Source organism: Verrucomicrobiota bacterium (assembly GCA_016871535.1).
In the GTDB taxonomy this organism is placed as follows: Bacteria; Verrucomicrobiota; Verrucomicrobiia; order Limisphaerales; family SIBE01; genus VHCZ01.
The window spans coordinates 1-22787 of record VHCZ01000081.1 but is presented as its reverse complement, the minus strand read 5'-3'; the positions used below and the strand labels follow the sequence as shown (position 1 = coordinate 22787).

24 protein-coding genes are annotated in these 22787 nt (G+C 61.0%); 4 read left to right on the top strand and 20 right to left on the bottom strand.

Features of this window, described 5'->3' with window-relative positions:
* Positions 1 to 451: 451 nt before the first annotated feature.
* The 3 genes from FJ398_12690 to FJ398_12680 form a co-directional block, all read right to left on the bottom strand.
* The gene (locus tag FJ398_12690) at positions 452 to 928 is read right to left on the bottom strand and encodes a Uma2 family endonuclease (protein MBM3838797.1); all 477 of its coding nucleotides are present in this window, start codon (positions 926 to 928) and stop codon (positions 452 to 454) included.
* Between the two features lie 485 nt (positions 929 to 1413).
* Positions 1414 to 2382 carry a hydroxyacid dehydrogenase gene (locus tag FJ398_12685; GenBank protein ID MBM3838796.1) on the bottom strand — a complete coding sequence of 323 codons (969 nt, stop codon included), beginning with the start codon at positions 2380 to 2382 and terminating at the stop codon, positions 1414 to 1416.
* A 3-nt stretch (positions 2383 to 2385) separates the two neighbouring features.
* A complete protein-coding gene (locus FJ398_12680) occupies positions 2386 to 3606 on the bottom strand; it encodes a threonine synthase (protein MBM3838795.1) in 1221 nt (406 codons plus the stop codon).
* Between the two features lie 189 nt (positions 3607 to 3795).
* Here FJ398_12680 and FJ398_12675 point away from each other — a divergent pair, with 189 nt between their 5' ends.
* Positions 3796 to 4836: a Gfo/Idh/MocA family oxidoreductase gene (locus FJ398_12675; protein MBM3838794.1), complete on the top strand. Its 1041-nt coding sequence runs from the start codon at positions 3796 to 3798 to the stop codon at positions 4834 to 4836.
* Here FJ398_12675 and FJ398_12670 read toward each other — a convergent pair.
* The 6 genes from FJ398_12670 to FJ398_12645 all read right to left on the bottom strand — a co-directional run bounded on the left by FJ398_12670 (position 4830) and on the right by FJ398_12645 (position 9958).
* Positions 4830 to 6005 carry a hypothetical protein gene (locus FJ398_12670; protein ID MBM3838793.1) on the bottom strand — a complete coding sequence of 392 codons (1176 nt, stop codon included), beginning with the start codon at positions 6003 to 6005 and terminating at the stop codon, positions 4830 to 4832. The two genes, FJ398_12675 and FJ398_12670, sit on opposite strands and share 7 nt — an antisense overlap.
* Positions 6006 to 6024: 19 nt before the next feature.
* Positions 6025 to 6411, bottom strand: a complete 387-nt coding sequence (locus FJ398_12665) for a hypothetical protein (GenBank protein MBM3838792.1) — start codon at positions 6409 to 6411, stop codon at positions 6025 to 6027.
* Between the two features lie 42 nt (positions 6412 to 6453).
* Positions 6454 to 7680 (bottom strand): SIR2 family protein, encoded by a 1227-nt coding sequence (locus FJ398_12660; GenBank protein ID MBM3838791.1) that lies wholly within the window; start codon positions 7678 to 7680, stop codon positions 6454 to 6456.
* A 24-nt stretch (positions 7681 to 7704) separates the two neighbouring features.
* A complete protein-coding gene (locus tag FJ398_12655) occupies positions 7705 to 7983 on the bottom strand; it encodes a hypothetical protein (GenBank protein MBM3838790.1) in 279 nt (92 codons plus the stop codon).
* A 25-nt stretch (positions 7984 to 8008) separates the two neighbouring features.
* On the bottom strand, positions 8009 to 8770 hold the full coding sequence (locus tag FJ398_12650) for a TIR domain-containing protein (protein ID MBM3838789.1): 762 nt from the start codon (positions 8768 to 8770) through the stop codon (positions 8009 to 8011).
* A 78-nt stretch (positions 8771 to 8848) separates the two neighbouring features.
* A complete protein-coding gene (locus FJ398_12645) occupies positions 8849 to 9958 on the bottom strand; it encodes a phospholipase (GenBank protein MBM3838788.1) in 1110 nt (369 codons plus the stop codon).
* Positions 9959 to 10176: 218 nt separating this feature from the next.
* Between FJ398_12645 and FJ398_12640 the strand changes: the two genes are divergently transcribed.
* From FJ398_12640 to FJ398_12630, 3 genes are all read left to right on the top strand, one after another.
* A complete protein-coding gene (locus FJ398_12640) occupies positions 10177 to 10452 on the top strand; it encodes a hypothetical protein (protein ID MBM3838787.1) in 276 nt (91 codons plus the stop codon).
* 20 nt (positions 10453 to 10472) lie between these two features.
* Positions 10473 to 10718: a hypothetical protein gene (locus tag FJ398_12635; protein ID MBM3838786.1), complete on the top strand. Its 246-nt coding sequence runs from the start codon at positions 10473 to 10475 to the stop codon at positions 10716 to 10718.
* 696 nt (positions 10719 to 11414) lie between these two features.
* Positions 11415 to 12236: a hypothetical protein gene (locus FJ398_12630; protein MBM3838785.1), complete on the top strand. Its 822-nt coding sequence runs from the start codon at positions 11415 to 11417 to the stop codon at positions 12234 to 12236.
* Here the strand turns inward: FJ398_12630 and FJ398_12625 are convergent.
* From FJ398_12625 to FJ398_12575, 11 genes are all read right to left on the bottom strand, one after another.
* Positions 12227 to 12898 carry a HEAT repeat domain-containing protein gene (locus tag FJ398_12625; protein MBM3838784.1) on the bottom strand — a complete coding sequence of 224 codons (672 nt, stop codon included), beginning with the start codon at positions 12896 to 12898 and terminating at the stop codon, positions 12227 to 12229. The genes FJ398_12630 and FJ398_12625 overlap by 10 nt on opposite strands.
* 199 nt (positions 12899 to 13097) lie before the next feature.
* Positions 13098 to 16301 carry a hypothetical protein gene (locus tag FJ398_12620; protein ID MBM3838783.1) on the bottom strand — a complete coding sequence of 1068 codons (3204 nt, stop codon included), beginning with the start codon at positions 16299 to 16301 and terminating at the stop codon, positions 13098 to 13100.
* 152 nt (positions 16302 to 16453) lie between these two features.
* The gene (locus FJ398_12615; GenBank protein ID MBM3838782.1) at positions 16454 to 16984 is read right to left on the bottom strand and encodes a type II toxin-antitoxin system VapC family toxin; all 531 of its coding nucleotides are present in this window, start codon (positions 16982 to 16984) and stop codon (positions 16454 to 16456) included.
* Positions 16858 to 17088 (bottom strand): AbrB/MazE/SpoVT family DNA-binding domain-containing protein, encoded by a 231-nt coding sequence (locus FJ398_12610; GenBank protein MBM3838781.1) that lies wholly within the window; start codon positions 17086 to 17088, stop codon positions 16858 to 16860. The genes FJ398_12615 and FJ398_12610 overlap by 127 nt, the downstream gene beginning before the upstream one ends.
* Before the next feature lie 138 nt (positions 17089 to 17226).
* A complete protein-coding gene (locus FJ398_12605) occupies positions 17227 to 17637 on the bottom strand; it encodes a hypothetical protein (protein MBM3838780.1) in 411 nt (136 codons plus the stop codon).
* The gene (locus tag FJ398_12600; GenBank protein MBM3838779.1) at positions 17531 to 18358 is read right to left on the bottom strand and encodes a serine/threonine protein kinase; all 828 of its coding nucleotides are present in this window, start codon (positions 18356 to 18358) and stop codon (positions 17531 to 17533) included. Before FJ398_12600 ends, FJ398_12605 begins: the two co-directional genes overlap by 107 nt.
* 147 nt (positions 18359 to 18505) lie before the next feature.
* The gene (locus tag FJ398_12595; GenBank protein ID MBM3838778.1) at positions 18506 to 18715 is read right to left on the bottom strand and encodes a hypothetical protein; all 210 of its coding nucleotides are present in this window, start codon (positions 18713 to 18715) and stop codon (positions 18506 to 18508) included.
* A 176-nt stretch (positions 18716 to 18891) separates the two neighbouring features.
* Positions 18892 to 19704, bottom strand: coding sequence for a hypothetical protein (locus FJ398_12590; protein MBM3838777.1), 813 nt, complete (start codon positions 19702 to 19704; stop codon positions 18892 to 18894).
* A gap of 48 nt (positions 19705 to 19752) precedes the next feature.
* Entirely contained in the window at positions 19753 to 20445 is a 693-nt protein-coding gene (locus FJ398_12585) for a hypothetical protein (protein MBM3838776.1), read from the bottom strand.
* Positions 20337 to 22286, bottom strand: coding sequence for a hypothetical protein (locus FJ398_12580; GenBank protein MBM3838775.1), 1950 nt, complete (start codon positions 22284 to 22286; stop codon positions 20337 to 20339). Before FJ398_12580 ends, FJ398_12585 begins: the two co-directional genes overlap by 109 nt.
* A 244-nt stretch (positions 22287 to 22530) precedes the next feature.
* A partial coding sequence (locus FJ398_12575) for a DUF234 domain-containing protein (protein MBM3838774.1) occupies positions 22531 to 22787 on the bottom strand: 257 nt, incomplete at its 5' end.

Sequence of the window (22787 nt, the reverse complement as noted above, 5' to 3'; positions counted from 1 at the left end):
GGAAATCCTGAAAGATGAGTGAGACCTCAGTGGTGAATTCTTCGGCGATCGCCAAGCAGCCACAGCGCTTCGGCAGCCAAAGTCAGGATGAGAGCAAAGCCAAAAATGGCCGAGAGTGTGAACTGCCTGATAAAGAACGCTCCTACCAGTAAAAGGCCGAAGAGCAGTACAAATCGGAAGAGAATTCCAGATCCGGTCGTCATATAGGAATGGCTCGCAAGCGAGCGCTTCGACCGGCTCGCGACGGAAACTTCCACACTCCCGGAGCCACTGATTCACTGTGTCGCGGCTCAGTCGAATTTTGCAGCAACCTAGATCAGAAGTGCGCCGGGGAGATAGTCCGATCTTGGCGAAAGCTAACCGTTCCTTGCACTGCTGAACTCGGTCACTACAGTGCCAGGTCAAAACGTGGCTCCGACACACCGATGCTATCGTCGGATGCCAGGAATACTCACAGTTTGATCACGTGGGGAAATTGAGGGCAAAGCACGGAGCGTTGCAGCCGCCCGGACTTCGCGAAAAACTGCATTTTGCCGTTCAAATTGCAAACCCAGACTTCAACCGAGCCGGCTTCGAAATAAAGTTCTCGTTTCTCATCGATTTCTTCTTCTGAATTCGATTCGGAAAGCACTTCCACACAAATCTCGGGCGCGATCGAGCAACTTGGTGCGTCGGTCATGCTTCGCCAACGCTTGACGGATACCCATGCGACATCGGCGACCTTTGTTCCGTCCGTCGTGTCGATCGCGCACTCGGAAACCACCCGACCGGCGGGCCTGAGTTTCTTGAGCAGCGAGGCAATCTCTCCTTGGTACGCTCCATGTTCCTTGCGATGCGGGCTCATAACAATTCGTCCCCAGCGGTCCAGCTCCACCTTGAACGGCAGGTTTCGCAGGCTTCGCTCGCGGCAAACTTCCAACCATGTCATTCGCGGACTGTATCGAGGGGCGCCGGTCATCGCAACCATGCAGAGGTTAGGGTGGGCGCGCTTAGGGTCTGTGCAAAAATAACTTCCGGTTTTGGCGGGAGCGCCGCCTGGCCGGATGCAAGGTGCGAGGAGGGAGCAGCCCCGTTTTGGGGCTGTGACCGACGAGCAACGCCGCAGCCGGCCAGGCGCCGCCCCGCCCCGGAGGGCTGGGGCGATTTCGCTTTCTGGCTTCGTTTCTCCTCAGTCGCAGAGCCCTGGCTATGCTCCTTCGTCGTGCCTCGCCAGAAAGCGAAATCGCCTCCAGCAAAACCGGAATTTATTTTTGCACAGACCCTTAGTGGTTAGAGCCCGTCTGAAAATTGTCTTCTGGGTGGAACAGGCCACCGGCCTGTTGCGGCGGGCTACCAGCCCGCCGGGCCTTTTGGCGGCAGGTTGCCACCAAACACGGGCTGGTAGCCCGTTCCACCCATTTTTCAGACAGGCTCTTAGCGCTTCGGCCGCGCGAAGTTCACGAAATTCACCGCCGCTTCACCGCGCAGCAAACGGTCGAGGTCCGCCGCCACCGTCTCGAAGGTCCGCGTTTGCGCTTCCGTCGTCGCCGCGCCGATGTGCGGCAAGAGAATGACGTTGTCCATCGTATCGAAGCCGCTTCTCGTCTGCGGCGGTTCGATTTCCCGGACGTCGAGGGCCGCGCCGCGCAGATGCCCGCTCTGAAGCGCCGCGAGCAAGGCCGCTTCGTCCACGACGCCGCCGCGGGACGTATTGATGAAAAACGCGCCGTGTTTCATGGCCGCGAAGCTCTGGGCGTTAAACAGGTTGCGCGTCTCTTTCGTGAGCGGCGAATGAGTGGTCACGAAATCGGCGTCCGCCAGGATGTCTTCCAGGCGAGGGCGCAACACCGCCCCCGGTTCTCGGAAGGCGGCGGAGTTTGCCTCAACAAACGGATCGAAGACCAGCAACCGAAGCCCGAAGGCGCGCGCGCGCGCCGCCACCAGCCGCCCGATGCGTCCAAACCCGCAAATCGCCAGCGTCTTGCCGTCCAGCTCGATGCCCATGCAGCCTTTGCGATCCCAGCCGCCGGCTTTCGTCGAGCGATCCGCCAAGGGAATCTTCCGGGCCAGCGCCAGGATCAACCCCAGCGTCAATTCCGCCACGCTGACCGCGTTGGCGTCCAGCGGCGCGACGACGACAATGCCGAGCCTGGAAGCCGCTTCGACGTCGATGTTGTCCAGGCCGACTCCGAGCCGTCCCACCGCAATGAGCTTTGGCGCAGCCGAAAGCAAATCCGCCGTCACCAGCGTTTGGTTTCGGACCATCAAAGCGCGCGCGTCCGCAGCCTGCGCTTTCAGTTGCTCGACATTTTTCCAGAGCGTGCCGTCGCAAACGACACGATGCTGCCGCCGCAACCGGTCGATGGCCGACGTGGCCAGCTCCTCGGTAATCAGAATGTCCATGGATTAGATCGCGGCCCAGTCGATGGGTTTCGTGATATCAAGCCGCGGCAAGTCCTCGCGCACCGCCTCCGGATACTTTTGCGCCGCGCCGGTGTTGAAAATCAGGATTTGCTCGTTCGGCTTGATCGCGCCGCGCTTCAGCAGGATTTCCAATGCGCCGAAGCACACGGCCGTTTCCGGACAAAGCGCGAGGCCTTCCATCGTCGAGGCCAATCGCATCCACTTCGGAATGTCCGCCTCCGGCGTGGCGATGGCGACGCCGCCGCTTTCGCGAACCGCATCGAGAATCATGAAGTCGCCGACGGCCGCCGGGACTCGCAAACCGCTGGCGACCGTTTTCGCGTTCTCGAATTTTTTCGCGAAGCGTTCGCCTCTGGCAAACGCCGTCGCGATAGGCGCGCAGCCGTCGCTCTGGCAAGAAACCATGCGCGGCTTCTTCGAGGATTTGAGCCAGCCGAGCGCATCCAGTTCGGCGAATGCTTTCCACATTCCAATCAAGCCGGTGCCGCCGCCGGTGGGATAGAGGATCACGTCCGGCAGTTCCCAATCGAATTGCTCCGCCAGCTCCAGGCCCATCGTCTTCTTCCCTTCGATCCGGTACGGCTCCTTGAGCGTCGAAACATCGAACCAACCTTTTGCTTTGTTCCCTTCGCCGACGAGGCGGCCGCAATCCGTGATCAGGCCGTTGACGAGAAACGTCTTCGCTCCGGCCAGGAAACATTCCTTCTGATTGATGCTGGGTGTGTCGTCGGGCATGAACACGTAGGCTTCCATGCCGGCCCGCGCGGCATAGGCCGCGAGCGCGCCTCCGGCGTTCCCCGCGGTCGGCACGGCGACGCGAGTGATGCCGAACTCTTTGGCCTTGGAAATCGCCAGCGCCATGCCGCGCGCCTTGAAGCTGCCGGTGGGAAGGCGGCTTTCGTCTTTGACGTAAAGGTGTTTCACCCGGAACTCCGAAGCCAGGCGTTTGGCTTCGAGAATGGGCGTAATCGTCTCGGTCAGCGAAACAATGTTCTTCGGCTCTTGCACTGGCAGCATCTCCAGATAGCGCCAGATCGTGGGCGGCCGTCCAAACAGCGCCTTCTTGGGAAATCCCTTGCGGAGCGCGCCGAGATCGTATCGGACCCAAAGCGGACGCTGGCAAGCCGTGCAGAGATTGTGAACTTGCGCGGCATCGTAACGCTGCCCGCAATGGGCGCACTCCAGGTGCGTGACGAATGACATGCGCAAATTGTTTAAGGTTTGCACGCGCGAGTCGAGAGTGGAATCAGTTCCTCATTGGCTCGGCACGCGCCTCGCCCCACCTTCTCTGAGGAAATTCAGCCCATTCGAGGATTTACGTTTCACGTTTTACGTTTTACGAAGGAGCCGGTCACTGCTTGGGGTGGCTCGTAAAACGTAAAACGTAATCGCATGAAACTCCGAATCGGATTCCTTGGCGTCGGCGGGATGGGGTTCAGTCATTTGAAGGCCATCCAGGAACATCACGCCGATGTGGCGGAGGCCGCCGCGATTTGTCCGGCGAGCGAGGCGAATCTCCAGCGCGCGCTTGCGGCGGCCCCCGGCGCCAAGGCTTTTCGCGAGGAACGGCGCCTCATTGAATCGGGCCTGGACGCCATCTTCGTTTCGACGCCGAATTTCACCCACGTGCCGCTGGGGCTGGAGATTCTGCGCGCGGGCAAACATCTCTTTTTGGAAAAGCCCGTCGGCATCACGCCGGAGGAATGCCGCCAAATGGTCCAGGCCGCCGGCGCCACGGACCGCACCGTGTTGATCGGCCACGAATTGCGCTACTCGCCTTACTTCCAGAAAATCAAAGCGCTCGTGGAGGAAGGCGAGATCGGCCAGCCGCGGCTGGTCTGGTGCCGGGAATTTCGGGGGCCGTTTCAGAAGAAGTCCCGCGATTGGATTCAGGATGACCGCCAGTCCGGCGGCGCGCTCGTGGACAAGAACTGTCATCACTTCGATCTGATGAACTGGTGGGCGCAATCACGTCCGAAGCGGGTTTGCGCGTTCGGCGGCAATGCCGTGGAGCGCGTCCTCGAGGGCGAACATCAGGTTCTGGACCACGCCACGGTCAGCTTCGAGCATGAAAACGGCGTGCGCGGAACGCTCCAGCTTTGCATGTTCGCTCCCGACCAGCAGGGCGAAGAACTGGAAATGGGCGTGGCCGGCGACGCCGGTTTGCTTCGGACGCGCCTGTCACGTTTGGAAATCTTGGTTTGGAAACGGAAGGCGCTAAACAAGGAGCCGGTCATTCACTCTGTTGAAGCCAAACGCGGCGAAGGCTGGGGCGGCCACCTGGGATTCGCCGAGATCCACGAGGCGTTCCTGAAGGCCATCCTGGAAAAGAAACCGCACCTGACGAGCGTGCGCGATTGCGTGGACGGCACGCTCCTGGCGATTGCCGCCGAGGAATCGATCAAGAAGCGCCGGGTCATCGAGATTCAATGAGGAATGCTGGAGCATGAAACGGCGCCCAATAATGATCGCGACCTTCTCATTCGCCTTTGGTCATCGTGGGTCAAACTCCAATTCGACGACGCGCCGCCGGACACCACGCGGTTCACCACATCTTCGTAGGCCCACCGTGCCGGCGTGAGCAGGGCGACCAATTCGTTGAGCGCGTCCCCGAGCGATCCCTGCAAACGCTGGAGAAACTGGGCGTAGGCCTCGGCGCGGGCGTCGGTCGCGCGTGCGGCCGCACCCTGCAAACTTCGCAGAGCCAGCAACGTCGTCTCCAGGCGGTCTTGGCCGTCGCCTGCTCCCGCGTGGGCTTCTTGGAGACGGGACAACGCCGTGCCCACGCGTTGCGCGCGCTCAGCCAGTTCATGGCCCCATCCCGGATCGCCAACTTTCAGCGCCAACCGAGAGGCTTTTTGGACGGCTACAGTTTGCCCGTGCTGATAAGCCTCGCGCACCGCCCGGCTGAGCGCGGGCTGGGCGTCCTTCAAGTCCGGTCCGAAGACTCCAATCTCCGCGGCCGCGTCGAGCGCTTCGAGACGGAAGCGGGCCAGCGGCGGCAAGGGTTGGTTCCCGGAGCGAACGCGTTCCCCCGCCGTGCGGAAACCAGCGACGCGGCGCCGGGCTTCGTCGCGCTGCCCGCGAAGACGCTCCAGAGAAACCTGCCGCCCTCGTGCATCCGTCGCGGTCATGACTCCCGCCAGGAGCGGTTTGCCGAAGCACGCGAAAGCATCCGGGGTCGTGCCCGGTGCGGCTGCGGCAGCCGTCTCCAGCGTTGAGAGCACCGCATCTTCTTTTTCAAAAAGATCGTTCAACGCCACCAGGCCGAGCCATTCATTGAGCAAATCCGGCAAGTCCCCGGCGCTCTCCGATTCGCTCTGAGCAGCCACGGCTCCGTAGGCTTCGAGGAATTGAAGGGCGTCTCGCACGGTCTGGCCCAAGACTGAGGCCTTGGAGAGCAGTTCCGCGAGGCCTTGATCCAGCGTTTTGGCAGATTGCACGGCGTCGTCCCACGTCAGGCTTCGCAATTCCTCACCCAACCAGGCGCGCAAGTTCGAGTCCACTTCGGATTCTTCCTCCAGGAGAACGAAGAGGATCTCGACGATGTAGGGCGTTCGTCCTTGCTGCGTCTGGCCCGGACGCAAATCCTCCAGCAACAAATGGCGCAGATACGCGGCCTCATTGAGAAGCTGAACAACCGGGCTTCGCGCCGCCTCCCGCCGGACCGCCGCTTTTTGAAACGCCGGCCTTCTTCGCTTCCGCGCCGGTCAACTGCGGCGGGCGGAACAGGTGAATCAAACCCAGCGTGCCCAGGAGCGAGTCGCAGATCACGGCGTCCGCCACGAGATCGAGGCGTTCGGCGACGCGCAAATGCACGGGGGCGCTTTCCGTGCGCAGCAAGAAGCGGCGCGGGCTTGGTGGAGCGCCGGCCGGCCTGGCATCGCTGGAGGCCACATCGCCTGGCAGGAAGAGCGACGCGACGCCGCACGCTTCACTCAGCCCGAAATGATGGCGCAAGATGCGCCGCAGGCTGTCCAGGACTGTTGGAGCTTCGGCCGTGCTCATGCAATCTCCTCCCCGAGCCAACGGACGACGGCTGAAATGTCCTCATCGCTTTCGGTCCCCGCGGCCCAACGCCAAAGCAAATACGCCGGCGGAGCGCGGCGAATGCACACGCCCATGCGCCGGACCGAAGTGGGTTCGGCGGAGGCATCCGCGATTTCGTCCGTTTCGAGGCCGCGTTGGTTCCGCCGTCTGCGCCAGGCCGTGGGACGCCACGGAGCATCGTTTTCCTGCAAGTGCCAGATGCAGCAACGGACTGGGTGTCCGTGCATTCTGCGTGGCGGCGCCGGACTCGAAGCCCCCGAGTTGGATTTGCACGGCGTGCGGCGCAACTTCCTTCGTGCCGGTTTGGCAAGGACTCTGGAAAAGCACGGTTGGGACATCACAGGCCGCGGCCCAGAGTTTTTCGATCTGGCCCGAGGAATTCTCGGCCGCCTTTGAAGCGCGAAGACTTCCCAGCGTGCGACCGGTTTCCGGCGGGGCCGGAGAACACCGGTTCTTCCACAGAGCGGCGACCATCCGGCGCAAGGCCAGTTCGACCACCACGCTCCAGCACGTCCACCCGGCGTCCTGCATCGCAGGGTAGTACCACGCAAACCTCCGGATGCGCGCCATTTCTTCGTAAACCGTCCGGAACGTGTCGTGCACCACCGGGTCCTGGAGGCTGTACCCGGCGAAAACGACCGTGCGCGTCCGCAGCAGGGTGCGCAGGAAATCCGCCGCCCAGGAATCCTCGCGCCAATTCTGGATTTCGCGGTAGGTAAAAACCATGGAACGCAAATAATCGCGCAACGCCTCTCTCCACTCGCGTTCGTTGGAGCCGTTCGGTTTCACATCCCGGTAAGTGCGAGCGCAACCGTGCATCTTGATGAGCACCGCCGTGCGATGAGCTTTGCCCTCGGAGAAGAACTCAGCCGGCGAAGTGATCCGAACGTAATCGGAGAACATCGTGGGCGGCAGCGGATTCTCCGGCCCCAGCGTGCGATCTCGGAATCCGGCCAGCCGATAAGCCCCTTCCAGGAGGAGGTCGAAATTGGGTGTCACGGTCGTCGTGCAAAGCCCCCCCGCGCCAGCCGAGCAATGATGTGGTGCCGAGGCAGCAATTTGTTCCGGTAAGCGGCGGCCACCTCCTCCAGCGTGCCCGCGCAGGGATCGCCACCCATGATGAGCGGGTTCCGAAAACCCATCGTGTCGAGGAACAGCGCTTTGCCCGCGGCGCGAATGAGACTCCGGTCGGCTTCTGGCCCGGCATCCAAAATATCGCGGACCCATTCCAGCAGATAAGGCAGAAGTTCATTATCGAGCGGCACGTCGTCCAGCGCTCCTGTTCGATCGCCGCCCGGTGCAATCACGAATTCGTTTTTCCTCGGCGCAAACCGCCTCGAACCATCTCGAGTCTTTCTCGCCGGTTTCTCGAACGGCAAGTTTCAGCAACTCGCCAAACGCGCTGCAAAACCAATCGTTGGTTTCGTAGTAGCGCTCGGCCAATTTCTTGATGTGGGCGTCGGTGTAGGGAAAACGCGGTGGGTTAGGCGGCGGCGGATTGGGCATCGCAAGGTCGAATGTACTCTGCAAATCCTCGCGAATCCGGGCGCCCGCCTCACCCAGCGGCTGGCACAGGGAAAGCAATCGAATCAACAACCGCGTGACCAGCCGCCAGCCGGAGGTCTTTTCGCTGTCCAACGAGAATCCCGCGCCAATGAAGAAGACCACGTCGCCCTCCAGGACCAGGCCAGCCAGGCGTTGCAGAGCTTCGGCGGGGAAAGACATGGGTCACTTCAGCTTTTGAGCCGGACGCGGAACCGGGCGGGCCTTGATCTCGGGCCTTCCGTTTTCGCGCACGAATGCCTCCAGGTCCTGCTGCACGGCTTTGAACTCGCGGTGTCCGGTCCGCAACGCCGGACAAGGCTTTCTTCAAACCCTCGACCAGACGGCGCCATTCCGATTCGCGTTCGAGCTCGTGAATCTGGAATCCAGAGAAGGGCCGCAGAAAAGTCGGCGCGTCTTCCCAGGCCACGCCGCGCAAAAGCAGCGGGACCAACCGAAAGGAGCCGCTCGGCGCCCGCTGCAGCCGCGCCTGAGCTTCCGCATAATCTTGCGCCTGGATTCTCTCGCTCCCACCCGCCCCGATGAACACAAGCCAAATCTTACTGGCTGCCCGCACTTCGAGTCGCCGATCGCGCACACGTTCGCCGGCCACGATGTCGCGCCGATCAAACCAAGTTTGGATTCCCTCGCGCTCGAGCCGATAGACGATGGACTCGGCTTCTTTCGAATCGCGCGGGCTGCACGACACGTAAACCTGGGGTAGCGATTCTTCCCGCGCTTTGCGCTTTTGAGGCATGGCTTTTTTGGCAACCATTCAGTCTGCAAACGGCAAATGTTTAGCGGCAAAAATCTCTTCGCGAAGGAACAGAATGATCAGCGCCATCCGTGACCACTAAGCCACTGTTTTGCCCGAGGGCTTGCCCTCAATCTTGGTCGGCCGGAGATCATTGCTCATACGGAAGACATTGGCATCGACGACGCGCTTGAGCTCAATTTCCACCATCATCGTCTCATTGGGAACAAGCACCCGCCGCAGTTCCGTGAGGGTCGAGCGGAAGTCCAGCTCCCGATAAAAGGCCAGGCCTGAAGTCGGCCGAGCCAGGATGCAGAACCCCAGATGGCCGTTGAGACCCGGTTGCTGAAGCCCTGCGAACATCGTGTCGTGATCCAGATAGTAAGTCAGTTTGCCGGGATTGCGGCGGTTGCGCTGGCGGTCCACGAAAAAACCGGGCGGCAAATCCTGCTCGCTATATTCAGGTCCCGCGGTGAGGTAAAGATCGTAGTCGGGCAGGGTTTGGCCGCGGTCGTCGATCAGCCGAAACACGACCTGGATGCAGCGGCTGTTGCGGTATTCGCGCGTGCCGAAGAGCGTTTGCTGCCGGTCGATTCTTTCGTCCTCTTGCGTTTGCGCCGTCAACGCCGCGAGTTCGTCCCGGGCGGCGGCGTATTCCGCGCGGTTGGTGACCTGAAGGCACCGCAGCACCCAGCGCGCCGTGGGATGTTCGAGCGGCACGCCCAGTCGATTGGCGATGCGGCGCGGGCGTTCTCCGTTCTCAGACACGCTGCGAATGATGCCGAGGTCGTCTCCCGAATGCGCCAGGGCTGGCAAAACGCCGAAGGCCGTCGGCTTGCTGCGGTAGGTTTTCTTCACGGTGAGCCCATTTTTCTGGTCCTGAACAAGGTGGAGGAAACTGTAGTTCAGGTTCGCGGCGGCCACGCGGACGACGCCGTCCGAGCCGATTTCGTCCGTGTAAGAGTTGAGCGCGTCGTAAAGCGCGCGATCTATTTTTTGTCCCGTGAGCACGAACGGGAAAACCCCGCCGCTCACGCAATCGTAATCGAGCCGCGCTTCGTTCAGTTCCCATTGCGGGTCGCTGCCCAACTCCAGCCAATCCAAGACGCGCTCGCCGGGTTCGACGCCCTGGAGAAGATGTTTGATGCGGGACAAGCGGCCCTTGCCCAGTTGCGCGAGGGCGGAACCATGATTGGCGGGTGCCAGCATGACCAGGTGGCTGAGCGGGCATTTCTCGAGCCGGCCGCGGTAGTAGAGATTTCACTTCGACCAAAGCAGCGTTGGGCTTGACCTCGGTTTGCAGAAAATCCGGCGTCAAATTGACGAACGTCACCGGGCTGCGGCTTGAGTTCGAGACGCTCAACGCCAACGTCGCGCTTTTCGTCATTTGGTAGATTTGGAGCCGGGCGGGATGATTGGGCGCCGGCGTGATCTGCAGGGGAACGTCCACGAGCACGTCCGCCCGCAAGCCCGAAGCCGAGGAAAGCGTCACGCGAGCCAAACCCGCGTCCTTGGCCGTGATCGCCACCAGGCTGGTGTCATTTGCCACGCGAGAAGCCACCGCGACCTCCGTGTTCGCCGACGCCATCATTTTGACCGTGCCCTCACCCAGCACGCCGATCTGCCCGGTCGCGCCGGTCTGGATCTCGATGGCGTCCGTGCTCACCGCCAAGGTCTGCGGGCGGATGCCGCGCGCTTTCTGAACGTCTGCGATGTCGGGAATTTGCGAAATGATTGCCGTCTCGACCAACCGCAAGGCCGCGACCACTACCTCGATCAACTTGGCTCCGGCGAGCGAAAGCCGCGTGGCATCGACTTCTCCGGCGCGCGCGGTTTGGAAGCGAGACTCGGCTTCCGCGACGAGGTTGGCCCCCTGGTTGTAGGCTTCGGCGCGCTCCTTCGCCGTAAAGATTTCCTGGAGATTCGGGATGACGGCGGCGGACCCGGCCAGAATCACCACGGCTCTTGAACTGCCTCCGCTGACGGCCCCGAGAGTCGCCGCCGCCGCCGCCGCCAGGACCTGCGCCGTCGCAGACGTTTCCCGCGCAATGCGCGAGACGGTGGCCTTTTTGCGCAACAGGTCCCTGACTTGCGCGGCGAAGATGACCGCGTGCCGATCGGTCACCGTGAAGCTTTCAGGTGTTCGGTTCGTGAGTTCTTTCCAATTGAACTTCCACGGGTCAAGCCCGGCTTTCTCAGCCGCGGCTCGCTCGACCGGACTGGGCATGTGCCGATGGTAATGGCGGCAGCCGGTTGACGAGAACGAGAGCGTCGCGGCCACGGCGATCATCGCCGCGCGTTGAAAGATGGATTGGTTCATGAAGTTCCTTGATGGATGGAATAGGCTGCTTTGCCGAACTTGGACCACTGCGTTCCTTTCCCCAGATTTCCTGGGCCTATTAAGAACTTCTTGGAAGGTCCCCGCAAGCGTTTTCAGCGGTAGTGCAGCGATTCTCAATTTGAGTTCGGTAGGGCGAGCCTGTCCCCAGCGAGCCGAGTCGGACGTGTTCCACGCACGTCGAGCGGCTCGCCGAGACGGACTCGCCCTACCGGGAACCGTTCGAGGTCATGGGAGCAGTCCATAATGCACTCTGGTACCCGCTTTGCCCGCGCTTGCGCGGAGCGAGCGATCAGACTAGAGTTAGCGCACTAATTCGTGCCCCCGATGAAACGATTCGGAACCATCGAAGAGAGGTATCCCATGAAAACTTGTCTCCTTTCGCTCGCCGCGGTCTGTCTCGCCTCGATCACCGGCATTGCCGCCGCGGAAACCGCGCCAGCCGGGGACGCTCCGTCACCCCAGGCCGTCACGGCTGATGAACCGAAAAGCTCCGCTGCCGCCAAAGCGGCTCCCAACGCCCCGGCCACGGACCTGGCCAGGCGCATCCAAGCTGTGACGAATCCGAAATCGCCCGTGGTGGCCGAGATCGTGAAAATGGTGGAAGCGGGACTCGATTCGTCGGTTATCGAAGCGTTCATCCAGACCGCCATCGTTCCGCCGCTTCGCCCGGACGAAATTCTGTTTCTCCATGAAAAGGGCGTTTCATCCCAGGTGATCACGACCCTTATCAAACGGAGCGGCGAGGTGAAGGCGCAGCAGGCACAGAAGGAATCCCAGGAGCGGTTGACCCAGCAGCAGGCTAATCAAGCTGCCGCCGCGGCCCAGCCCGCCTCGCAACCGCAAGCGCCGGCCACGTTCAATTACTATGTCACGCCGCCCGTTTATCCGAGCTACACCTACAGTTATCCGGTCTATTCGTATGCCTACCCGATTTACACTTACAGCCACGCGTGGCCCTATCGGAGTTCGTATTATTCGCCGGCGTGTCCGCCTTCCTACGCGGCTCGGTACAACAATTTTCGTTATTCGCACCAGCCGCACTCGAGCTTAAGCGTGGGGATTCACACGCCTCGGACGGCCTCCTTCTTCTCCTCGCGCTGGATGTGGAATGGGACGACGGGCAAGCCGGTGGACTTTCATCGTTGAGCCGGTTCAAATCCGATTCGCTGGATCGCGCGAACCGCCTGTTCACGCACACTGTAAGACGAATCATTAGTCAGAGCGGAGAGCGTCGGCAGGGCCGTTCGCGCCTCTACTCCGAAGCGTCCCAAAGCCCACGCCGCTGTGATGCGAATCTGATCACTCTTCTCGCCCAGCCGCGGGATTAACAAGGGCACGATCTCCTCCGATTGCCGGGCGAGAGTGCCCAACGCGGCGATGGCTGACACTCGCACGGCCTCGCTCTGGCTCGTGAATGCGGATTGCAGTGGAGGAATGGTCTCCGGACCGATCGCGACCAGGACTTTGACCGCCTCGACGGAACGGTTGCCGTCCAGGAATGGCATGATTCGCGCGATGGCCGGCACCGCCAGCGGTCCAAGGACGCGGCAGGCTTGAAGCGCGCTTCCGTAGCGGTCCTCGGCTGGCGTCAGTTGGAGCGGGATGAATGGATATTGCTCGCCAAGATTGATCAGCGCGCGTTTGAGGGCGGAATCTCTCGCGTGAAGAAGCCGGATGAGAATGGGCAAAGCATTCGTGCCGATGGCGCGGATGGCCTGTCCGGCGGTTTCGTGCTTTGCGGGGTCGAGTGTGTCCAGGTCTGCCAGCCAGGCGCTGAGTTTTTTGTCGTGATAACTCGGCTCGGGCAAGTGCCAGGCGCGGAAAGCCAGGACGGCGATGAGAGAGGTTAGAAAAAGGGTGGTTGCAGTGGTGGATGTTGTGATGCCCGCTTACAGACCCAAAAGGCGGGAAAGGTTACAGCGGGCGAGAGGAAGAGGGTTACAGCCGATGAAGCCCGACTTTGACCGGCAGGCCAGCGTTTCTCATTCTGGCTCTAGTGATTGGCTTTCAATGCTCTGCCTGGCGGAATTGTTCCAACGCCGCGATTTCCTCAAAAGAAGGCGCGTGCCACAACCGCAGTTCGAGCTTCCCGAATGCTTGAGTCACCAAGGTCCGTCCATCCGGTGAAAATGTGGCGAAGAATACGCCGTTATCATGCTGGAACGTCGCCATTTCCTGTCGGGAAGCGACATGCCAAAGCCGCGCCGTATGGTCGCCGCTGGCCGAAACAAGCGTCCGCCCGTCCGGTGAAAATTCCAGGCGATAAATGCCTGCTTTGTGTCCGACCAAAGTCGCAATCTCGCGCAACGCGGTTCGGTCCCACAACTTGATCAGGTTATCCGACGCGCCTGTGGCGAGCAGTTTTCCATCCAGAGAAAACGCAGGCACGACATAGGCGCCACGGTGTCCCCGCAACACGCCGACCTCTCGAAGGCTCGGCAATTCCACCAGCGTTAGAGTTTGGTCGGTGGCCGAAAAAGCCAGAAGGTTCTCATCCAGGGAAAAATAGGTTCCCTGAACGCGAGCCCGCGTGACGAGCGAACCAAGGCGGGCGCCGCGACCCATGTCCCAAACCGCGACCTGTTTCGCGTCTGTGCCTAGACGGATCGCGACGAATCGGCCCGACGATGACAACAGCCCAAATTGACCTTGCATCTGGGCGCTCGGTTCGTCGATGTTGACGACTCTCGCCGGTTCAGATCGTGAGGGTTCCCACAGCTTCCACGTCAAATTCGACGACAGAGTCGCGATCCTGTTGTCGCGAGCGCTCCAGGTGAGAACACGCGGAGAATCATTGAATTGCCTTTCAGAGCGGCCGCTTTGAATGTCCCAGATTGTCATTCGAGCATCATTCCCCGACAAGTATCGTCCTTCCGTGCCAGCAGTCACACGCGCCGGCTGGGCCCCGTTCGGAGGAATGCTCCGTCCAGCCATAAACTTTCCATCCGGCGAAATGGCCGCGGGCGAATCCCGCGTCGAGCCTCCGGACGTAATCCCATCGGACGATCGGGCAGTTGCTACATTCCAGAGTTTGATGGTCGTATCACGGCCGGCGGTGGCCAAGGTCTTGCTATCGCGCGAAAAGGCGGCGGCCCAGACTTCATTGCCATGTCCACGGAAAACATCCAGCTCGCGGCCACTCTTGGTTTCCCAAAGGCGCACGGTTTGATCGGGGCCGCCGGAGGCGTAGAACATTCCATCGGGCGAAAATGCCAGGGCCCGAGCCCGATCGATATGGTTGCTGCCAAAGTGCAAGCAGTGCCCCGTGGAGGTATCCCAGACAGCAGTCCGTCCATCGTAGTAGCCCGCGAGGATCTTTGAACCGTCGTGGGCGAGCGCGAAGCGATAGACGCTGGCCGGTGGTTCGAAAGCTTGAAACTGCCGGACCAACTGGCGGGTGCGTGCGTTCCAGACTGTCATTACGTTTCCAGCGCCCACCGCGGCGACTAACCTTCCATCGCCCGAGAATTCTACCCATCGCCCTTCGCCAGGGAGCGTCTCGACAACCGAATTGGTGGCACCGTCCCAAAGTTGCACGACAAAGGCGCCTCGTCGTTGATCCCAATTGTCGATTGCCACCAACATTTCAGTGGGAGAAGCGGCCATCGTCCGAGGTGTAGGCGCCAGGCCTCCCCCGAAACGATGGCGCAGCGTTCCGCTCGACACATCCCACACCATGATTTCGCCATCTCCTGAGCGCATTAAAACGCTTTGGCCATCGTGGGTGAAAACAACGGACCAGCAACTTTCGGAATTCCCCCTGATGGTCGTCAGCAGACGGCGGCCACGCCAATCCCATAACTTGACGGTTCGATCCTGACTGCACGACGCCAGGATCGCGCCATCCGGCGAGAAGGCCAGATCGGTTATTGTGTCGGAGTGGCCGGACAGCGTCACCGCCTCGTCACCCTGTGCCGCTTTCCAGAAATACCGCCATTCCCAGCCGCGGAAATCCTCCTCGCCTGGACCGGGGCGATGCCGGTCGAGCAAGTCGCGCGCTCGGCCAAAATTGTTGTTCAACAGGGCTTGCTGGATGGAGTTCATGTCCGCAGCGTACAGGCGCTCGCGGGCGATGCGTTCGTTGGCGCGCGAACGCTGATTCGCCGCGGAAATTCGAATCGCAGCCACGGTCGAGCCAATCGCCACGATGAGCAGGAGCAAAACCGTGGCGGCACTGAGGCTCGCCATCACTGGATTCCGCCGACACCAGCGCCAGACCATTTCCGTGCGAGCAATCGGTCGCGCTTGTATCGGTTCGTTTCTCAGGAACCGGTCCAACTCGGTGGCTAGTTCTTCGGCGGAACCGTAACGGCGGTCCGATTCCTTCTCCAAGCACTTCAGACAAATCGTCTCCAAATCCACCGGCACGCTCGCGTTCAAGAGTCGCGGCGAGACCGGTTCGGCGTTCACCACCTGCTGTAATGTTTCGGTCAACGTCTCGGCTTGGAACGGCGGACGTGCAGTCAACAGGTAGTAAAGAATTCCGCCGAGTGCATAAACGTCCGTGGCGGCGCTCAAATCCTTTCGCGCCATCGCTTGTTCAGGCGACAAGTAATTCGGCGTCCCCAGCACTTGGCCTGTGAGGGTCAACTCGCTTGGAGTCCCGGCTTCAGCCGGTTCTGGCGCCGGGCCGCCTGAAGGCGGGACTCCAAACCGCTTCGCCAGGCCGAAGTCGGTAATGCGCACCCGGTTCTCCGTATCGATCAACACGTTCGACGGCTTCAAATCTCGGTGCAAAATCCCTCGCTCATGCGCCGAGTGAATCGCTTCGGCGATGGTCTTCACGTACGCCGCGGCTTTCTTGGGAGCGAGCGGTTTGTCCCGGACCAACTGCGCCAGGTTCTGCCCGTCCACATATTCCATCGAGAAGTAATGCTGGCCGGCGGCACAACCGATTTCGAAGATCGGAACGATATTCGGATGTTTGAGGCTGGCGGCCGCTTGGGCTTCGACGCGGAAGCGTTGGATGAACGCATCACTGGACAATTCGCCAAAGAGGAGCAGCTTGACCGCGACGATGCGGTTCAAGTTTTTCTGCCGCGCCTTATAGACAATTCCCATTCCGCCGCGTGCGATCTCTTCGATCAACTCGTAGTCGCCCAAAGCGCGTGGGACGAACGGGGACTGGCTGAAGGCTGAAGCTGTCGGAGCCGAAACGTGGAGCGTCAGAGGATTCGAGCGTGGATGTGGGCACAGTCTCGGGCGCGTCATCCGCGACGGCTAGCCGCATCAGGCAGGCTGGGCAATTGCCTTCCACCGCGTCAGCGGGCAACGCCGCTCCGCAACTTACGCACGTGCGTGGAGTCTGCATGGCATTCTTTGAGAGGAAGAGCGGGATCGGTTCCGCATCTCTGAAGTCTCTCTTACGCGAAAGGATTCACGACCGCCACGCGCGCCTTGGCAAAATCGCGATCGTTGCGCGTGGCGATAGTCAAGCCATGGGTCAGCGCGGTTGCCGCGATCATGCTGTCCTTGATCGGCATCGACTGGCCGGAGGCACGAAGGGCGGCGAGCAGTTTTGCCCAGCGCAGACCGGTGGACGCTTCCCAAGGCAAGCAGACGATGCGACCGACCCCTTCCGTGAACCACCGGGCGAGCCGCTGCCGCCGTTTGCCAGCCGGCAGGAGCAGAATGCCGAATTGAATCTCCCCGAGAATGATCGGATCGATGGCGATTTCGCGCTCGTGGCGGCGCAGCCAATCCAGCGCCTTCGCGTCCGGCGCCGGTTTGGTGGCTTCACTGAGCACGTTCGCGTCCACCAAGTAGGTCACAACGTATCGGTGGATTCCGATGCGACCGCCACGAAGAAGCCCTTCTCTGGGCAGGTGAGAAGCCAGTCCACGAGTCCCTCGTTCGGGCGAGGCGCGCGGCGCACCAGCCGGTAATCCCCGCAATCCAGGCGTTCAATCTCAAACTGCTGTCCGGCTTCGATGCGGTCTAGCCGACGGATTTTGGCGGGCAAAACGATTTGCCCCTTGCTGGAAACAGAGGTCGTCATGCCGCGTAAGATTTCGTCTTACTTCCCGGCTGTCAAACGCCAAATCCGCCAGCACCGTTGAAGCTTCGGGCTTTATAGACGATTCGCTCCACGCGAAGGAGACTAACCGAAAAGTCTCTCCGGCGGAAATTCCGATGTTCATCGGCTTTGCTCGGCCTGCCGGATTTGCTCCCGCGCCGCCATCTCGGCCAACGACGGCGCACGCCAGAGTTCGATGGAACCAGTCGCGCCAAAGCGACGCAGCACTCCCGCGGCCAGCCTTTCGCCGTCGGGTGAAAACCTGAGTGATCCCACCATCAGCCCAGGCCGTGCCAGACCGAGGAGCTCTTGGCCGGTGGTGACGTTCCATAGAAGAATCGTTCCGTCCGTGGAACCTGTCGCCAACGTGCGCCCATCCGGAGTGAACGCGAGGCCGTGGACCCAGGTGATATGGCCCTTGAACTCACGGAGAAGACGCGCGGATGGCACGTGCCACACGCGCCCGCCCAATTTTAAAACAGGCTCTACGGCCGCCGAAGCCAATAATGTTCCATCGGGCGAAAACGTCATCGCCGAGAGGGCGATTTGTGGCCCGAGAGCGAACACAACAGCTTTCGCGCGAAGCGCTGCCAAAGCTTGATCGTGTCGTCCGCTCCCGCGGTCGCGAGAATCCGCTCGTCGCTCGTAAACGCGGCGACTGGGGCAACGGCTCCGCGTTCACGATCTGCTGCAACGTCTCCGCCAGCGTCGCCGCTTGAAACGGTGGACGCGCCGTGAGCAAGTAATAGAGAATCCCGCCCAGGGCATACACATCGGTCGCCGCGCTGACTTCCTTGCGCGCCAAGGCTTGCTCGGGCGACAAATAGTTCGGTGTGCCCAGCACCTGGCCTGTGAGGGTCAACTCGCTCGTAGTCCCGGCTTCAGCCGGTTCTGGCGCCGGGCCGCCTGAAGGCGGGACTACCAACCGCTTCGCCAGGCCGAAGTCGGTAATGCGCACCCGGTCCTCCGTATCGATCAACACGTTCGACGGCTTCAAATCTCGGTGCAAAATCCCTCGCTCATGCGCCGACTGAATCGCTTCGGCAATGGTCTTCACGTACGCCGCGGCTTTCTTGGGAGCGAGCGGTTTGTCCCGGACCAACTGCGCCAGGTTCTGCCCGTCCACATATTCCATCGAGAAGTAATGCTGGCCGGCGGCGCAGCCAATTTCGTAAATCGAGACGATATTCGGATGTTTGAGGCTGGCGGCCGCTTGGGCTTCGACGCGGAAGCGTTGGATTGAACGCATCACTCGACAATTCGCCAAAGAGGAGCAGCTTGACCGCGACGATGCGGTTCAAGCTTTTCTAGTCCACTTTGAAAGAATCGGCCTTTTGGACGGCCAAACTCATGGGCCGCGTTTTTCGCGGATGATCCGCTCGCCGATCGCGCGCATTTCCTAGAATGAGTAAGGCGTGAAGGGGCCATCGGCCGCTTTCAGCAACTCGGCCTCAAGTTCGGGAGTGTCCTGTTCCAGATCGAGCGGGCCGACCGGATACAGCGTCACCTCCTGATCGCCATCTTTCAGAACGACCAGTTCGCCTTCGTTCACCTCCGCGATGATTCGTGGCAGATGCCCTTGGGCCTCGGAAACATTGAGAATCTTCATTGCGGGGAGTGTAGCCTCGAGCCCGCGGCCAAACAAGCTCCATGAAACTCGTGAAGGGGTCGTGAAGGGGTCAGTCCCGGGACAGTCCCGGGACTGACCCCTAGACGTGCTCGTTTCAAGCGCCCCGCCTGATGACCGCCACCAAGCGCCGAGTTTCGCGCAACTTCCTGCGAGCCTCACCGGTCCTTCGCTCGCGCCGCTTCTGCCGCCTCGATCTCTGCGAACGAAGGGGCGCGTCGAATCGTAAAACCCACGTCGCCTTGGAAGACCAGAGCCAGATCCTTCTCGGAAAATAAGACTCGATCTCCGCCGGGCCGTTCCAAGGTCATGAGCTCCAGGCTCGTTTCGACATTCCAAAGTTTCAACGCATCGCGGCCTGCTGTGGCCAATGTGCGACTGTCGGACGAAAAGGCCACGCCAAAAACCCCTAGGGTGTGGCCGAGCAAGTTTGCCTTTAGCGTGCCGGTGGGAACGTGCCAGAGCTTGGCTGTGTTATCGACGTTCGCGCTCGCGAGGACTTGGCCGTCAGGCGAGAATGCCAGATCACTAATCCATTCTTTGTGAGCATCCCAACCAGAGATTCTTGTGCCGGAGGCTACGTCCCAGAGTTCGATCCGCGAGTTGAACGGGCGCGTGCCGGAACTCATTTGTCCGAACGCGCGCGAACCCTCGGGCACCAAACCGACCGCGAGAAGCCGCCCGTCCGGAGATAATGCAATGGGATCAGGCTGGCTTGGAAATGAAAGCGTTCCCACAAGCTCGCCCGTCGTTCCATTCCAGACGTAAACATTATCCAGACGAGCAGCCAGGTAATCTCCGCTCGCTGCCCAAGTGAGCAGCGGTTGGGCCGCGCTTGAAGCCGGCGGACGCAGGTCCCTTTCGAGGATCGGTGATTTCTGTCCGCGAGAAACGGTCCAAAGTTGGACAGCGCCGTTCCTGAGTGCTGATGCCAAGCGACGGCCATTGGGCGAGAGTGCATTCGTTTGCATTTCGGCAGGCAACGCTTGCGAGTCCAGCTTCGTCCAAGTCTGCGCGTCTCAGAAACTCAAGAACTTCCCCGTCGAGGCCACAAGCACACGTTCCTGTTCTGTCAGACCAAAGCTTCTTGCGCTAGGGTCTTTCAGTTGATTCGCCAAGCCGGGGCGTCCTGCAAATATTTCAGAACTCCAAAGCTTGATTGTCCCGTCCTTGCATCCGGTGGCCAGGGTCTTGCCATCAGGCGTGATGGCCAGCGCCCAGATTTCGTTGCCATGAGCGGGGATTGAGCCGATGTGAACGAGATTGGCCGCCGCAGTTACGTCCCAAACGTCCAGATTGTGGCCCCAGGAACATGTTACAAGAGTCTTGGCGTCGGGCAAGAAGGCCAAGCGGGTAACGATGTATTGGTGAGGTACATTGGCGAGCAGTGCACCTGTCTTGGTTCCCCACAGTTGGATGGAACTATGATTGGCTGTCACACCGTGAGCTGTGGCCAAAATTGCTCCGCTTGTCGAGAAGGCGAGAGAAAGGAAGTGACCCGGCACATTGGCAGCCCGCAAGACGGTTAGCGGCTGCTCCGCTTCGCCCGTTGTTTTGACAGACGAGGTCTTCCAAAGCTCGATAACCGTCCTCTCTCCTTCGATTACACTAACGGCCAGAATCGATGCGTCTGGAGAAAAGGCGGTCGCTTCCATTCGAACGCCACCGAGCGATCTCCTTTTGAATGGGGAAGAGTCCGCACAAGTCGCCATGACGTGGTCTCCCAGACTAGGAAGGCGTTTGTTCCATAAGTGACAAGGGTCTGGCCATCGGGCGAAAGAACGAGCGAACCCATCGCGCCGGGAAGACGCTTTTCATGGGCAAACGATGGCCCTGTGCGCACGGCGACTCCTTCTCCGCCGCCGACAATTAAGGCGTCGCCAGTTGGCGAAACTGCCAGGCGACGAATGTTACCGACATTCACTCGAATCGGCGCGGAAGTTCGAGAGGCAAGATTCCACGCCCTGACGGTGTCGTCGTAGCCTCCTGAGAAAAGCGTCTGACCATCCGGGCTAAAGGCAACCGCCATGACTCGATTGCTGTGGCCTGCGAGCGTAAATTGCTCCTGGCCTTGGCAAAGTTTCCAGAGATAACGCCACTCAAATCCTCGCAGGTCAGCAGCGCCTGCCACGTTCGTATATTTGTTCACCAATTCGATGGCTGCGCCGCGATTACCTTCGTTCAACGCGACATGCGCGACCCTCATGTCAGCGGAGTAGGCTTGGAGCCGCAGTCGAGCATTGGTTTGACGTTGTTCTAGATTGGTCCGCCGTTGTTGAATGACGAAGCCGACAGATCCGGCATACAGAAACAGAACCGAAGCGGTCACCGCGATGGTCAGTGCCTTGTTGCGTTTCACCCACGACTTGAACTCGGCCATAGCGCCGGTCCGATAAGCTTTGACCACGCGTCGATCAATGGATGCTTGCAAATCTTCAGCGAGATCAGCGCTCGACGAATAGCGCTCCCTCTTCTCGCGCGCCATTGCTTTCTCGCAAATCGAAATCAATTCTGGCGGCGCCGCAGGATTCAATTGATGCACGCGCTTGGGCGGTCCTTGAATCACCATGCCGAGAATGGTACGCGGAGAAATGCGCGCGCCTGGCTCCACATACGGCGCCTGGCCTGTGAGGAGGTTGTAAAGAATCCCGCCCAGCGAATAAATGTCCGACGCCTGGTCCACTTCCTCGACTTCTCCGCGCGCCTGTTCCGGCGCCATGTACGCTGGCGTGCCCACCACCGAACCGTCCATCGTGATCAACGGCGAATCCGGCGTGCTCTCCGCGGCCTCCAATCGCGGCGAGTGCAGCGACGCCGAGGTGAATGGCGTGTCCTTCGGGCGGATGTCGTGCAGGTCCTTCTTGCCCGTGATTTTCGCCAGGCCCCAGTCCATCACATAGACCTCGCCGAAGCGGCCCACCATGATGTTGGCCGGCTTGAGGTCGCGATGGATCACGCCTTTGCTGTGGGCGTAGGCCAGCGCCTGGCACGCCTTAACCAAAACTCCCACCGCGCGCGGGAGATTCCATCCCTCACCACGCTTCAACTCAGCACCGCAGTGCGTTCGACTCCCTCTCCCTGCGAGGGACGAGTGGGGAGAGAGCCGGGGAGAGGGGACCTCAGAGCCAGCACGATCCTCCTCTCCCCCTCCCTCTCCTCCCGCGGGGGAGGAGAGGGAGAAGGCACCGGCGTTTCGACCGCTGACTTTACCGCCGCTGCTCCAGCCTTCACCCGCGCGGGCCAGCTTGAAGATCTCGTTCAAGTCGCGCCCCTTCACAAGTTTCATCGTGTAGTAGGGCTGGCCTTGTGGGTCGAATCCAACCTCGTGCACCGGCACGATGCCGGGATGATCGAGTTGCGCCGTGACTTGAGCCTCTTCGAGGAACCGGGCGAGCCCAAGTTGTGAAGCGGGATCCAACGTGGGCTTCCCCTCACCCGCCTTGCGGGCACCCTCTCCCATCGGATGGGAGAGGGCTGGAGTGAGAGAAGTCATCACCTTCATCGCCAGCGTGCGCGAAAGCTCGCGATCCCGCACCCGCAGGATGACGCCCATGCCGCCGCGGGCGATTTCCTCAATGAATTCGTAGTCGCCGACCGAGCGCGAGGCATCCGGAGTGTCGAGCGTGGAGCGTTCGGGCGTTTCGCGCCGGACGCGACGACGGTTCCCGCGGAATCATCACCGGCGGCCAACCGCATCAGGCACGCCGGGCAATTGCCCTCCGGCGCATCGGCGGGAAGCGGGGCTGCGCAGGTGGGACAGGCCCGCGCGGGCGTTTGCGGCGAAGGGCTACGGGAATTCATGGCCTCAAGATGCTCGCATCGATTACGGCCAGGCGAGCCTTCGGATGTCTCTGGCGCAACGTGCAGCGGTTCCACTTGCCTTCAAGCTGGCGTAGAACATTTCGCCGTTCTGCGTCCGAGAGACGCCGGCATTTGACTTCTGCCACCAGCAACTGCGCCTGGTCTTCCGGATCGGGCGCGACCAAATCCAGTTCCACATCGCTCTCCCAATAGCGTTGCGCGCCGGCAAATCGCGCGCGACAAAAATCCTCGA

Bases quoted from the DNA above. Each gene is read 5' to 3' on its own strand.
- FJ398_12690 (MBM3838797.1), bottom strand. From the start codon at position 928: ATGACATGGTTGGAAGTTTGCCGCGAGCGAAGCCTGCGAAACCTGCCG.
- FJ398_12685 (MBM3838796.1), bottom strand. From the start codon at position 2,382: ATGGACATTCTGATTACCGAGGAGCTGGCCACGTCGGCCATCGACCGG.
- FJ398_12680 (MBM3838795.1), bottom strand. From the start codon at position 3,606: ATGTCATTCGTCACGCACCTGGAGTGCGCCCATTGCGGGCAGCGTTAC.
- FJ398_12675 (MBM3838794.1), top strand. From the start codon at position 3,796: ATGAAACTCCGAATCGGATTCCTTGGCGTCGGCGGGATGGGGTTCAGT.
- FJ398_12665 (MBM3838792.1), bottom strand. From the start codon at position 6,411: ATGAGCACGGCCGAAGCTCCAACAGTCCTGGACAGCCTGCGGCGCATC.
- FJ398_12660 (MBM3838791.1), bottom strand. From the start codon at position 7,680: ATGGGTCCGCGATATTTTGGATGCCGGGCCAGAAGCCGACCGGAGTCT.
- FJ398_12650 (MBM3838789.1), bottom strand. From the start codon at position 8,770: ATGGTTGCCAAAAAAGCCATGCCTCAAAAGCGCAAAGCGCGGGAAGAA.
- FJ398_12645 (MBM3838788.1), bottom strand. From the start codon at position 9,958: ATGCTGGCACCCGCCAATCATGGTTCCGCCCTCGCGCAACTGGGCAAG.
- FJ398_12630 (MBM3838785.1), top strand. From the start codon at position 11,415: ATGAAACGATTCGGAACCATCGAAGAGAGGTATCCCATGAAAACTTGT.
- FJ398_12620 (MBM3838783.1), bottom strand. From the start codon at position 16,301: ATGACGCGCCCGAGACTGTGCCCACATCCACGCTCGAATCCTCTGACG.
- FJ398_12610 (MBM3838781.1), bottom strand. From the start codon at position 17,088: ATGACGACCTCTGTTTCCAGCAAGGGGCAAATCGTTTTGCCCGCCAAA.
- FJ398_12605 (MBM3838780.1), bottom strand. From the start codon at position 17,637: ATGACGTTTTCGCCCGATGGAACATTATTGGCTTCGGCGGCCGTAGAG.
- FJ398_12595 (MBM3838778.1), bottom strand. From the start codon at position 18,715: ATGAAGATTCTCAATGTTTCCGAGGCCCAAGGGCATCTGCCACGAATC.
- FJ398_12590 (MBM3838777.1), bottom strand. From the start codon at position 19,704: ATGCAAACGAATGCACTCTCGCCCAATGGCCGTCGCTTGGCATCAGCA.
- FJ398_12585 (MBM3838776.1), bottom strand. From the start codon at position 20,445: ATGGCGACTTGTGCGGACTCTTCCCCATTCAAAAGGAGATCGCTCGGT.
- FJ398_12580 (MBM3838775.1), bottom strand. From the start codon at position 22,286: ATGGGCGTCATCCTGCGGGTGCGGGATCGCGAGCTTTCGCGCACGCTG.